Source organism: Nocardioides daedukensis (assembly GCF_013408415.1).
Taxonomy (GTDB): domain Bacteria; phylum Actinomycetota; class Actinomycetes; order Propionibacteriales; family Nocardioidaceae; genus Nocardioides; species Nocardioides daedukensis.
In genome coordinates this window covers 1,612,459-1,624,916 of sequence record NZ_JACCAA010000001.1, presented here as the reverse complement: position 1 = coordinate 1,624,916, position 12,458 = coordinate 1,612,459, and the positions used below count along the sequence as shown (strand labels likewise).

General features: G+C 66.7%; 14 protein-coding genes and 1 tRNA gene. 13 read left to right on the top strand and 2 right to left on the bottom strand.

The genetic code is table 11. From position 1 onward, the window contains the following. Positions 1-49: 49 nt before the first annotated feature. A complete protein-coding gene (locus tag BJ980_RS08060) occupies positions 50-682 on the bottom strand; it encodes an SAF domain-containing protein (protein WP_179501816.1) in 633 nt (210 codons plus the stop codon). Between the two features lie 141 nt (positions 683-823). On the opposite strand from BJ980_RS08060, the gene BJ980_RS08055 reads away from it, so the two are divergent. Continuing rightward, positions 824-1,159 (top strand): FmdB family zinc ribbon protein, encoded by a 336-nt coding sequence (locus BJ980_RS08055; RefSeq protein ID WP_179501815.1) that lies wholly within the window; start codon positions 824-826, stop codon positions 1,157-1,159. Positions 1,160-1,196: 37 nt separating this feature from the next. Then, complete coding sequence (locus tag BJ980_RS08050) at positions 1,197-3,770, top strand: penicillin acylase family protein (protein WP_343047740.1); 2,574 nt, start codon at positions 1,197-1,199, stop codon at positions 3,768-3,770. A 9-nt stretch (positions 3,771-3,779) separates the two neighbouring features. Here BJ980_RS08050 and BJ980_RS08045 read toward each other — a convergent pair whose 3' ends face one another. Next, positions 3,780-4,355 (bottom strand): 5-formyltetrahydrofolate cyclo-ligase, encoded by a 576-nt coding sequence (locus BJ980_RS08045; RefSeq protein ID WP_179501813.1) that lies wholly within the window; start codon positions 4,353-4,355, stop codon positions 3,780-3,782. A gap of 68 nt (positions 4,356-4,423) precedes the next feature. Here BJ980_RS08045 and BJ980_RS08040 point away from each other — a divergent pair, with 68 nt between their 5' ends. The 11 genes from BJ980_RS08040 (at position 4,424) to BJ980_RS07990 (ending at position 12,427) form a co-directional block, all read left to right on the top strand. Further along, a complete protein-coding gene (locus BJ980_RS08040) occupies positions 4,424-5,803 on the top strand; it encodes a UTP--glucose-1-phosphate uridylyltransferase (protein ID WP_179501812.1) in 1,380 nt (459 codons plus the stop codon). Continuing rightward, a complete protein-coding gene (gene glp, locus BJ980_RS08035; RefSeq protein WP_343047739.1) occupies positions 5,796-7,013 on the top strand; it encodes a molybdotransferase-like divisome protein Glp in 1,218 nt (405 codons plus the stop codon). The genes BJ980_RS08040 and glp overlap by 8 nt, the downstream gene beginning before the upstream one ends. A 3-nt stretch (positions 7,014-7,016) precedes the next feature. Further along, entirely contained in the window at positions 7,017-7,508 is a 492-nt protein-coding gene (moaC, locus tag BJ980_RS08030; RefSeq protein WP_179501811.1) for a cyclic pyranopterin monophosphate synthase MoaC, read from the top strand. Beyond that, a complete protein-coding gene (locus tag BJ980_RS08025; protein WP_179501810.1) occupies positions 7,496-7,987 on the top strand; it encodes a MogA/MoaB family molybdenum cofactor biosynthesis protein in 492 nt (163 codons plus the stop codon). Before moaC ends, BJ980_RS08025 begins: the two co-directional genes overlap by 13 nt. 11 nt (positions 7,988-7,998) lie before the next feature. After that, on the top strand, positions 7,999-8,577 hold the full coding sequence (locus BJ980_RS08020; RefSeq protein WP_343047738.1) for a GNAT family N-acetyltransferase: 579 nt from the start codon (positions 7,999-8,001) through the stop codon (positions 8,575-8,577). A 114-nt stretch (positions 8,578-8,691) separates the two neighbouring features. Beyond that, positions 8,692-9,519: a divisome protein SepX/GlpR gene (gene sepX / locus BJ980_RS08015; protein ID WP_179501808.1), complete on the top strand. Its 828-nt coding sequence runs from the start codon at positions 8,692-8,694 to the stop codon at positions 9,517-9,519. Positions 9,520-9,676: 157 nt separating this feature from the next. Further along, positions 9,677-9,752 (top strand) — tRNA-Ala (locus BJ980_RS08010). A gap of 240 nt (positions 9,753-9,992) precedes the next feature. Then, complete coding sequence (locus BJ980_RS08005; RefSeq protein WP_179500766.1) at positions 9,993-10,274, top strand: transposase; 282 nt, start codon at positions 9,993-9,995, stop codon at positions 10,272-10,274. Continuing rightward, on the top strand, positions 10,271-11,155 hold the full coding sequence (locus BJ980_RS08000) for an IS3 family transposase (RefSeq protein ID WP_179501807.1): 885 nt from the start codon (positions 10,271-10,273) through the stop codon (positions 11,153-11,155). The genes BJ980_RS08005 and BJ980_RS08000 overlap by 4 nt, the downstream gene beginning before the upstream one ends. Before the next feature lie 79 nt (positions 11,156-11,234). Next, positions 11,235-11,867 carry an RHS repeat-associated core domain-containing protein gene (locus tag BJ980_RS07995; RefSeq protein WP_218855443.1) on the top strand — a complete coding sequence of 211 codons (633 nt, stop codon included), beginning with the start codon at positions 11,235-11,237 and terminating at the stop codon, positions 11,865-11,867. 5 nt (positions 11,868-11,872) lie between these two features. Beyond that, the gene (locus BJ980_RS07990; protein WP_179501806.1) at positions 11,873-12,427 is read left to right on the top strand and encodes a hypothetical protein; all 555 of its coding nucleotides are present in this window, start codon (positions 11,873-11,875) and stop codon (positions 12,425-12,427) included. Positions 12,428-12,458 lie beyond the last annotated feature (31 nt).

The window sequence follows — 12,458 nt, the reverse complement described above, 5'->3', positions numbered from 1 at the left end:
GGCGCCCGAGGACGCCCGACTGCCTTGCAGACTTGGACAGCGCCACACGCTAGCGTGAAAAAACTGCCGTCAGATACATAGTGACCCCCGCAGAGGTGATATCTCGGGACATCGCGGACGTGGCGCCCACCACGATCAGACGCCCTTGTGACTGATTCTGCTGCGCAGGAGGCCGGTTCTGGGGTAATGCGATCACGAGAAGGTGATGGCCGACCTCGCGCGTGTCGCCCGTCCCGGGATCGGTCGCCAGCAGGTCGATCCGATCACCGACGCGCACCAGGCCGACGACCTCGGAATCCGGGAGACGCACCGGCACGGCCACCAGGCCGGAATAGCCCTTGAGCAACGACTCACCGACCAGGCGCACGGTGGTGATCGGCTCGCCACGACGTACCGGACCGGTCGTGGAGCGACCGATGGCATAGGTCGTGGAGGCGAGGCCGGTGGGCACTGCAGCGTCGGGCAGGGCGACCGTGGTCAGGTCCGCCTCGGTGACCACGGCGCCGGCAGGCAGGTCGTGGGCCGCGACAACGACGGTTGTCGTGGACGCCGGTGGGGGAGCCACGGCGCGGAGGCCCGCCAGGACAGCCAGGCCCAGCAACAATGCAGAGAGCAGACGGCGCCGGCGCAGCACCAGGCGCCGGAGTGCGCGGCGGGACTCGTCCAGGTTCGGCAGTTGCATGCGGCAACGCTAGGTGGGAGCGAAGACGGTTCCGGGAGTTCTCCACAGGTGACCTATGATTGGCAGTCGGCAGCTTTGAGTGCCAGCCACCGAGCCGCCGTCCCGAACATCCGTAGGACATTCAGCAGAGGAAGACCAGCCGTGCCGACCTACCAGTACGCCTGCACCGAATGCGGACACGCCTTCGAGCAGTTCCAGAGCTTCAGCGACGACGCCCTCACCGTGTGCCCCGAGTGCGAGGGCCGGCTGCGCAAGGTGTTCAACGCAGTGGGTGTGGTCTTCAAGGGCTCCGGCTTCTATCGCACCGACTCTCGCGGTTCGGGCAGCAGCTCCACCCTGCCCGCCTCGGACTCCGGCAGCTCCTCGTCCGCCAAGTCGTCGAGCTCCTCCGACTCCTCCAGCTCCTCGAGCAGCAGTTCCTCGTCAGCCTCCGCCAGCTCCAGCTCGTCCTCCTCTGACGCGCCGAGCACCACCTGAGCACGGATCGCGAGTCGCTGCAGGGACAATGACGACCGTGGATCTCAAGCAGCGCTGGCAAACCTTCCGCTCGTGGCCCTGGGGCGTGCGCTGGGCGAGCTATGTCACGGCCGCCCTGGTACTCACCCTGATCGCCACGCTGCTGACCGGGACGGTCCTGGTCCGTCGACCGTTCCCTCTGGTCGACGGCGAGATCGAGCTGGCCGGGCTCAAGGGCAACGTCCAGGTGATCCGTGACGACAACGGCATCCCGCAGATCTATGCCGACACCACCTCGGACCTGATGCTGGCCCAGGGTTTCGTGCACGCCCAGGACCGCTTCTTCGAGATGGACGTACGCCGTCACATCACCGCCGGTCGCCTCTCTGAGCTGTTCGGCGAGAGCACGCTCGAGACCGACAAGATGGTGCGCACGATGGGGTGGCGCCGGGTCGCCGAGCGCGAGCTGCCTATGCTCGAGCCCGAGACCCGCGCTGCGTTGCAGTCCTACGCCGACGGCGTCAACCAGTACCTCGACAACCGCTCCAACTCCCGGATCGCCCTTGAATACACGGTCCTGGGCCTGGGTGGGCTCGACTACACCCCGGAGAAGTGGACCCCGGTCGACTCGCTGGCCTGGCTCAAGGCGATGGCGTGGGACCTGCGCGGCAACATGGAGGACGAGATCGCCCGGGCGATGCTCTCGGTCTCCCACACGGAAAGCGAGGTCGCCGACCTCTATCCGTCCTATCCCTATGCCGAGCACGAGCCGATCGTCACCCAGGGCGCACTGGTCGACGGGCGCTATGAGCCCCGGGCCACCGAGCCGGGATCACGCGACCCCGCCCGCCCGGGCTATACCGCCGACCAGCTCGACGTACTCGACGAGACCCGCAAGGCGCTCGGTTCTGTCCCCGAGCTCGTCGGACAAGGCCCCGGCATCGGCTCCAACAGCTGGGTCGTCGACGGCGAGCACTCCGCCACCGGTGAGCCGCTGCTGGCCAACGACCCGCACCTGTCCACCAGCATCCCCGGCATCTGGTACCAGGTCGGCCTGCACTGCCGCAAGATCTCCTCGGACTGCCCGTTCAACGTGTCCGGCTTCAGCTTCTCGGGGGTCCCCGGCGTCGTGATCGGCCACAACGACGACATTGCGTGGGGCTTCACGAACCTGGGCCCCGACGTCACCGACCTCTACCTCGAGCGGGTCACCGGCAAGCAGTGGGAGTACGACGGTGAGCTGCGGCCGCTGCAGATCCGCCAGGAGACCATCAAGGTCCGTGACGGCGAGGACTTCGAGCTCACGATCCGTGAGACCGACCACGGTCCTTTGGTCTCAGACGTGTCGAGCGAGCTCAGCACGGTCGGTGCCAACGCCCAGATCGCGGGCGAGGATCGGACCAACCATGCGGTCGCACTGCGCTGGACCGCACTCGATCCCGCACCGACCGCGGACGCCATCCTCGGTCTCAACCGCGCGTCCAACTGGGACGAGTTCAGGGCGGCCGCCGCGTCGTTCTCGGTGCCTGCACAGAACCTGGTCTATGCCGACCGCGAGGGACACATCGGCTACCAAGCGCCGGGACGGATCCCGATCCGCAAGTCCGGCAACGACGGCACCCGCCCGGCCGCGGGTTGGCTCCCGGAGAACGACTGGAGCGGCAAGGACATCCCCTTCGACTCGTTGCCCAAGGCCTTCGACCCGGAGGAAGGCTTCATCGTCACGGCCAACCAGGCCGCGGTGGGGGAGTCGTACGGGCCTCACCTGACCGACGACTGGGACTACGGCTATCGCTCGCAACGCATCCGCGAGCTCCTCGAGGGAGAGGGCGACGTCTCGGTCTCGGAGATGGCCGACATCCAGGTCGACGACTTCAACTCGTTCGCCAGCGTGCTGGTGCCCCGATTGCTCGACATCGAGCTGCCCGGTGGCTATCGGCGCGACGGCCAGGAGGAGCTGGCCGACTGGGACTACCATCAGTCCGCGGACTCCGCGGGTGCGGCCTACTTCAACATCGTGTGGCGCAACGTCCTCGAGCTCACCTTCCACGACGAGATGCGCGAGTCCCTGCACCCCGACGGCGGCAGCCGCTGGTGGCTGGTGATGACGAACCTGCTCGATGACCCACGCAACTCCTGGTGGGACAACAAGGACACCCAGCACGTGGAGCGGCGCGACGAGATCCTGCGCGACGCGATGATCGAGGCCAGCGACGACATCGTGCGCCTCCTGGCCCGCAACCCGGCCGACTGGGAGTGGGGCCGGCTGCACCGCCTCGACCTGCGCCACCAGACGCTCGGCGAGTCCGGGATTGCCCCGGTCGAGGCGCTGTTCAACCGACTCGGCGCGCGGATCGGCGGGGGCGGCTCGATCGTGAACGCCACGAACTGGGACGCGAACGAGGGGTTCACCGTCACCTCGGCCCCGTCGATGCGGATGGTCGTCTCGATGGCCGACTTCGACGACTCGCGCTGGATCAACCTCACCGGAGCCTCGGGCCACGCCTTCCACCGCAACTACACCGACCAACGCGACCTCTTCGTCGAGGGCCGGATGTTGCCGTGGCGATTCTCCAGGAAGGCCGTCAAGGAGTCAGGGCGCGACACCCTGCTGCTGCGGCCCGGTTCCTGAGCCGACAGTTCAGAAGCGGTGCAGCCCTGAGGGGGTGACCACCGCACCGACCGGGCAGTCGTGTGGCTCGCAGGGGACTTGGTCGAGGACCTCGCCGTCGTGCAGGACGACGATGGTGAGCACGCCGGCCGGCACCCCCGCCAGCGCGCGGTCATAGGAACCGCCACCTCGGCCCATCCTGATGCCGTGCGCGTCGACGGCCAGCCCGGGCACCAGCACCACGTCGGCCTCGGCGATCGCCTGCGGTCCCAGCCGGGCACCGTCCGGCTCGAGGAGCCCGCCCGACGCCTCCACCAAGGAGCCGGAGTAGGGCGCCCAGTCCAGGTCGTCGTCGGGCAGCAGCACCGGCAACAGCACCTGCGTACCCCGGGCGACCAGGGCATCCAGGAGTCGAGCGGAGCCGGGTTCGCGACCGACCGGGACATAGGCAGCCACGGTGCGGGCACGACATACCTGCTGGTCGGCGAGCAGATGCTGGGTGATCTCGGCCGCGGCCTGCGCCAGCTCGGTGGGGCCGAGTCCGGCGCGGGCAGCGAGGAGTCGTCGGCGCAGGTCACGCTTGGCCATCGGTCCGGAGGGGCGCATGGGCCCATCATGACCGTCCAGTGAGGGGCAATGTGTGTCCGGCACCGCTTCAGCCTACGATCGGGGGCATGGGCAGTTCAGCGCTGAACCGGGCACTCGGCAAGATGGCCGAGGCGGGCATCGACGACTCCGCACAGGACGTCTTTGCACACTACTTCCGACTCCTGGAGGCCGGCGAGACCGGGCTGATCCCGGAGTCGGCGATCGAGCCGTTGGAGATGGAGTCCCTCGCCGATGTCCAGGTAGACGAGGAGACCGCGGCCGCGGCGATCGCCACCACCGCGGTGATCAAGCTGAACGGCGGCCTCGGCACCTCGATGGGGATGGACCGGGCCAAGTCCCTGCTGTGCGTGCGCCGCGGGCTGTCCTTCCTCGACATCATCGCGCGGCAGACGCTCGCGCTGCGCAAGGCGTACGGCGCCCCGCTGCCGCTGATCTTCATGAACAGCTTCCGGACCTCTGCCGACACGATGGAGGCACTCGAGCGCTACGCCGACCTGGCCGTCGAGGGCCTGCCGCTGGAGTTCCTGCAGAACAAGGTGCCCAAGCTGCTCGTCGATGACCTCTCGCCGGTGAGCTGGCCGGCCGACCCCACCCTGGAGTGGTGTCCCCCCGGTCACGGTGACATCTACACCGCGCTGGTCGGCAGCGGCCTGCTGGACCAGCTGCTCGAGGCCGGCATGGAGCGGATCTTCGTCTCCAACTCCGACAACCTCGGAGCAGTCGCCGACCCGCGGGTGGCCGGCTGGTTCGCGCAGAGCGGTGCACCGTTCGCCATCGAAGCGGCACGGCGTACGGCCTCGGACCGCAAGGGCGGCCACTTCGCCCGCCGCCGCAGCGACGGCCGGATCATCCTGCGCGAGTCGGGCCAGACCCGCGACGAGGACCGCGCGGCGCTGGCCGACCTGGACCGGCACCGTTACATGAGCACCAACAACCTGTGGGTCGACCTGGTGGCGCTGAAGCGCCTCCTCGACGAGCGCCACGGCGTGGTCGGCCTGCCGCTGATCCGCAACGTCAAGCACGTCGACCCGGCCGACCCGACCTCGCCTGAGGTGATCCAGGTCGAGACCGCGATGGGCGCGGCGATCGAGGTCTTCGAGGGCGCGCGCACGATCGAGGTGGGCCGCGACAGGTTCGTCCCGGTGAAGACCACCGACGACCTGCTCGTGCTGCGCTCGGACGTCTATGACCTCGGGTCCGACTTCGTGCTGGAGCAGGTCGCGGAGGGTCTTCCCTACGTCGCGCTCGACCCGAAGGTCTACCGACTGGTCCGCGAGTTCGACCAGAGGTTCCCCGAGGGTGCTCCCTCCCTGCGGGATGCGTCGTCGCTGACGGTCGAGGGGGACTGGACCTTCGAGCACGGGGTCCGGGTCAAGGGAGCGGTCGCGCTCGAGAAGCCGTCCTCCGCCAAACGAGTCTCGTCTGGAAGTGTCCTGGGTGACTGAACTGATCTCCGTCCGCGACCACCTCGATCGTGTCCTCGACACGATCAGGCCCCTGGGCATCTATGAGCAGACCCTGCTCGACGCCTGCGGGCTGCCGACCGCGGAGGACGTGGTGGCGCCGATGCCGCTGCCGGCCTTCGACAACTCGGCGATGGACGGCTATGCCGTCAACCAACTCGACGTCGTCGACGCCTCGCCGGACCACCCGATCCACCTGCCCGTGGTCGGGGAACTGGGTGCCGGACAGAGCCGGATCCTCGCGCTCTCCCCGGGGACCGCGGTGAAGATCATGACCGGTGCACCGGTGCCGAGCGGCGCGACTGCCGTGGTGCCCTATGAGTGGACCGACCGCGGTGTCGCGCAGGTCCAGATCAGCAAGGCGCCCAAGCCCGGCCAGCACATCCGTCGGGCGGGCGAGGACATCGAGAAGGGTGACGTGCTGATCTCCGCCGGCTCGGTGCTCGGGCCGCGTCACGTCGGTCTCCTGGCCGCGGTCGGGCGCGCCACCATCTCGGCCCGCCCCAAGCCCCGCGTCGTGATCATGTCGACCGGCACCGAGTTGCGCGACCCGGGAACGCCGCTGGGGCACGACTCGATCTATGACTCCAACTCCTACATGCTCGCCGCCGCCGTGCGCGCGGTTGGCGGGATCCCCTATCGGGTGGGGCCCGTGCCCGACGAGCGCAAGGTCTTCACCGAGGCACTGCGCGACCAGCTGGTCCGCGCCGACCTGGTGGTCACCAGTGGTGGGGTGAGCGAGGGCGACTACGACGTGGTCAAGGAGTCGTTGAAGTCGGTGGGCCACGTCTGGTTCGGCGGCGTCGCGATGCAGCCCGGCAAGCCGCAGGGCTTCGGGCTGATCGGTGACGAGCGCACCCCGATCTTCACGTTGCCGGGCAACCCGGTCTCCTCCTATGTCTCCTTCCAGGTCTTCGTGCTTCCCGCGATCCGCAAGCTGATGGGTTGCCGGGTGCTGGAGCGCCCGACCCACACGGCGCGGCTCACCCACGGGCTGTCCTCGCCGGAGGGCAAGACTCAGTTCGTCCGGGCCAGCTATGACTCGCGGACCGCAACCCCGGTCGGTGGCAACGGCTCGCACCTGATCGGCGACCTGGCTGACTCGAACGCCCTCATCGTCGTACCCCCGGAGCAGACCTCATTGGCTCCCGGATCGTCGGTCGAGGTCATGCTGCTCGACGAGGAGTTCTAGGCGATGGCCGCCACGGGTTCCCACGGGACTGGTCGGCTCACCCACGTCGACGAGAGTGGCGCCGCCCGGATGGTCGACGTCTCGGCCAAGCCGGTCACCGCTCGTGAGGCGACCGCCGCCGGACGGGTGCTCGTCTCGTCCGAGGTGATCGCGCTGCTGCGGGGCGAGGGCGTGCCCAAGGGTGACGCGCTCGCGGTGGCTCGCCTGGCCGGGATCATGGGCGCCAAGCAGACGCCGTCGTTGATCCCGTTGTGCCACCCGCTGTCGATCTCCGGGGTCGAGGTGGACCTCACCGTCACCGACGACTCGGTGGACATCTCTGCCACCGTCCGCACCACCGACCGCACCGGCGTCGAGATGGAGGCGCTCACGGCAGTGGCCGTTGCCGCCCTCACCGTGATCGACATGGTCAAGGCGGTGGACAAGGCCGCGGTGATCAGCGACGTACGGATCACCGCGAAGTCGGGTGGGAAGTCCGGCACATGGAGCATCTGAGTTCGCCGTTGGTCGCGGCGGTCGTGGTTGCCTCCAACCGGGCCGCGGCCGGGGTCTATGAGGACAACACCGGACCGCTCATCCACGCGGCGCTGGAGCGGTGGGGCTTCGCGCCGACGCCGGTTGCCGTCGTACCCGACGGGGATCCGGTGCGCGACGCCGTCGCTGCCGCGCTGGCCGACGGTGCCCGACTGGTGCTGACCACCGGCGGAACCGGCCTGACGCCGACCGACCGCACCCCCGAGGCGGTGCGACCGCTGCTGGACCGCGAGGTGCCGGGCATCGCCGAGGCGATCCGGGCGTACGGCGTCGCCAACGGCATCGCGACTGCCGCGCTGTCGCGGGGCCTGGCCGGGGTCGCGGGGCGCGCACTCGTGGTGAACCTGCCCGGCTCGCGCGGGGGAGTCAAGGACGGGTTGGCGGTGCTCGAGCCGATCGTGCGCCACGCCCTGGAGCAGATCACCGGCGGTGACCATTGAGCCACTGGCCGGTGACGTTGCAGCACGGGTCGGTGACCCTGCGGGCGATCGAATATTCCGACTCCCGCGACTGGCGTGACGCGCGGACCCGCAATGCCGAGTGGCTCAAGCCGTGGGACGCGACGATGCCGCCGGATGCGGCGGGACGGCCGGCGACCTTCCGGGGGATGGTCAAGCGGCTCTCGAAGTTGGCTCGTGAGGACCAGGCGATGCCGTTCGTGGTGCTCGTCGACGGTGAGTTCGCCGGGCAGGTGACGGTGAGCAACATCGTGCGCGGCTCGGCGCAGTTCGCCTCCTTGGGTTATTGGCTCGACAGACGCTTCGCTGGGCGCGGGGTGATCCCGCTGTCGGTGGCACTGGTCATCGACTACTGCTTCGGGGTGGCCGGGCTGCACCGGATGGAGATCTCGGTCCGCCCGGAGAACACCAACTCCCTGCGGGTGGTGGAGAAGCTCGGGATCCGCGAGGTCGGCTATGCCCCGCGCTACCTGCACATCGACGGTGCCTGGCGCGATCACCGGCAGTTCGCGATCACTCGCGAGGAGTGTCCCGGCGGGCTGGTGGCCCGGTTGGAGCCCTCGGAGTCCTGAAACTGCTGTCGAGGCGGACCGGAACCGCCAAATCACATGAGTCACACCAGTTGTTTTGCGACACACCTGTGGACATCCGCCTCAACCTGCGCTATCGCTCATAACCTCTGAGGCGTGGACCTGTCCGGAATCATCTTCGTCGCCCTCGCCGTCGCGTGGGCCGTTTACCTGATCCCCAAGGCGCTTCGGCATCACGACGAAGTGGCCAGGAGTCGGTCCGTGGACCGGTTCTCCAACACGATGCGGGTGCTGGCACGGCGAGAGCCGGTCGGCACCAGCGCATCGCGACTGGTGATGCAGCCCGGTCGCGGACACACCCCTGCCTCGGTGACGGTCAAGGGCTCCGCCGCCCGAACCGCGTCCACCCGTCAGCAGCTCGCCGTACGTCGTGAGGCCGCGCGCGTCGCGACCGCGCGCCGTCGTCGTGTCCTGGGCGTGATCACCCTGCTCAACGTCGTCGTCGCCGCGGTCGCCGCCGCGGGTGTCATCGGCTGGGCCTGGATGAGCGCTCCTGGTGGCCTGATGGTGGTCTGGCTGATCGCCTGCCGTCTGATGGTGAAGCAGGAGATCGCCGCCGACAGCATGCTGCTCGCCGCTCCGGTGGTGGCCGAGAGTGTCGACGAGGACGTTCCCGAGTCCTACGACGTGGCCCGCAACGAACAGGGCTTCGACGAGGTTGCAGACGACGCCGAGACCGCCACCTTCGCGGTCGTCGACGCCGAGCTCTGGGACCCGGTCCCGGTCACCCTGCCGACCTATGTCACCAAGCCGGCCGCCGTACGCCGCTCGGTGCGCACCATCAACCTGGGCGACGACAAGGTCTGGACCTCCGGGCGCACCGAGGAGTCCGCCACCATCGCACGCGAGGCCGACGCCGCGGCTTCGGCGGCCGCCGCCGCCCGACACGACGAGGTCGACGAGCGCAAGATCGCCAACGGCTGACGAGCCTGCAGTTGTTGCTGCGCGAGCCTGCAGTTGTTGTTGTGCGAACTGGCAGTTCTTGCGCCGTGAACCTGCAGTTGTTGCGGTCCCGCCCGGATTCGGAACCGTCGCCGGGAGGGTGCTATCTTTTCTCTTCGCGTGAGTAAGTCGACGCAATGGGGCTGTGGCGCAGTTGGTAGCGCGTCTCGTTCGCAATGAGAAGGTCAGGGGTTCGAATCCCCTCAGCTCCACCAAACCCGCAGGTCAGGGCCGGTGTCAGTCATCCCGAATAAGGGAGACACCATGACCACTCCGCGCTTACTCCGCGAAATGGGTGCAGCGCTGACGCACCAACAGTGGCTTCACGGGGTACCTCGTGTGCCTTCGGGAGTCTTCGGACACCTGGGTGATATGGCTACTGTCCTGCCCCCCGTTTTTCGGTCCATCTTGTGTGTGAGGGCTCGGAACTATGAGAGTCCTTGTGGAGGTGTTTGATGGCGGCAGCGAAGCGGTTCACTACTGAGCAGATCGTGGCGAAGTTGCGCGAGGCGGAGAAGCTTCAGGCGCAGGGGTCGACGATCCCGCAGGTGGTCAAGCGGTTACAGGTCAGTGAGCAGACGTTCTATCGGTGGCGGTCCAAGTACGGGGCGTTGAAGGAGGACGAGGCGCACCGGTTGAAGGCGCTCGAGGCCGAGAACGCCCGTCTGAAGCGGATTGTGGCCGAGCAGGCCTTGGACATCTCGATGTTGAAGGACCTGCAAAAGGGAAACTGGTGAGCCCGGCTCGGCGCCGGGCTGCCACCACGCACTTGGTCCGTAAGTTCAAGGTCTCCGAGCGTCGCGCCTGCAAAGTCACTGGTCAGCATCGCTCGTCCAACCGGTACGTCCCGGTCCCGTCCGACTTCGAGCAGCGGTTGGTTGCGGCGATGAACAAGATCGCTGATCGGTACCCGCGGTTCGGGTATCGCCGGGTCCACGCACTGCTCGTCGCGGACGGCTGGGAGGTCAACGTCAAACGCGTGGAGCGGTTGTGGCGCCGAGAGGGGCTTCGGGTCCCGCCGCCGCGGTCCAAGGCGTCAGGGCAGAAGGCACTGGGCACTGACGCCCATTCGTTGTGGATGCTCCCGGCAACCAGCCAGGGCCATGTGTGGTCCTACGACTTCATGAGCCTGCGCACCGCAAAGGGGGCCGGGCTGCGGGTGTTGAACGTGATCGATGAGTTCACCCGCATCTGCGTGGGTGCTCATGTCGGGTACTCGATTGGTGCGACCGAGGTCCGCCACGTTCTGGAACGGATCTTTGAGGATCACGGCCGGCCGCAGATGATCCGCTCGGACAACGGCCGCGAGTTCATCGCCGCCAGCTTGCTGAACTGGCTCAAGGACGACCAGGGCGTCGCGCCGGTCCAGGTCGCGAAGGCGAGCCCGCAGCAGAACGGGTTCATCGAACGCTTCAACGGCTCGATGCGCGATGAGCTCTTGAATCGCGAGGTCTTCCACTCCCTGGCCGAGGCGCGGGTCGTGATCGGGCAATGGGTCGAGCACTACAACCACGAGCGGCCTCACTCAGGCCTTCAGATGCGCACACCGATCGGCTACGCCGCGTATATTGCGACCCAGCCGTCGTTGTCGACGGCGCCTTGTGAGAGGGGTGAATGAGAGTGCCTACCACCACCGAGTGTGGACCAGTCGCGACCATGAACCCCGACCAGATCCAGACCGAGTTCTCTCACATCATGTGGACCAACTTCTCGGGGCTGGACACACCGAATACGGCCAACCCCGTGACCCGGCAGTCACCGGCATCGGCAGGTACGGCTGGCTCGGCACCCACGCCCGCGAAAACAACGGCATCACCGGCGGACTCACCCTCATGGGCGCCCGCCTCTACAACCCAGCCACCGGACGCTTCCTGTCGACGGACCCCATCCGTGGCGGGAACGACAACGCATACACCTACCCCACCGACCCCATCAACACCACCGACCTCACGGGTCTAATGGGCGCGGCGGCTGTGGCTGGTCTCGTTGTTGGAGTGTCAGCCACTACCGTTATCCGCATCGTTGGTGTCACTGCCTTGGTCTACATCGGACTACAGGCTTGGAAAGGAAAAGCTTGGGTCAAGAGAGAGGTTACGCGACTCTATAACAAGGCGAAGGGGAAGAAAAAGAAGAAGACCACTCGCAAGTCGGGCAAAGAAGCATCTTCGGATGTGCCCAGTTTCGCCAAGGGCGAGCGAGTACGCCCAGGTGAGACCCTGGAACAAGCAGTACGTCGAGTAATGGGCTCTCGCTACCCAAAGACTCCCAAGGCTAGACACGTAAGCGAGACCTACAGCAAGGTCAAAAAGTACCTCAACCGCAGGAGATGATGGACATGTACCTGCTCGCCCCTCCTTCTAGCGTCGGGGCAAAATTGGTCGAGTTCGCTCTTGACGCGAACAACTGGTTCGTTGCCGAAATCATGAGCGACGACGAGGAATCCGATCTTCCTGACTGGATTCTTCTTCAAGAACCCGGGCGTCCCCTAATTTGCTCAACATCAGTTGACATTGAGACTGCCGTGCACTCACTAGGTATATCTCGCCTAGAAACGACCTACTCCGACGGCAGTCACAACGTTGTAGACCTGGATCGCGCTTACGCATCGATACTCTCCGGTGCCTTTGCTGACTCTTGTCAACAAGTTTTGGAAGCTTGGAATCTCCTTGAAGATATTCTTCGGAATACAAAATATCGATTGCATTTCGATGGCCAGGTAGCGGATCGCGCCTACACGAAGCTATACGCTTCAATGAACATCGATCCATTCCACCGAGATGGTCCGCCCTACGAACCAGCATGGACCAAGCCAGAATTGCGCAAGATGCAGCAAATCTTCCGGGCAGGGACTGAACGGATAAGACTGATGATCCGCGACCAAGCATCTTAGATTCTCGATGCCACATCCAGTGTCCTGATAC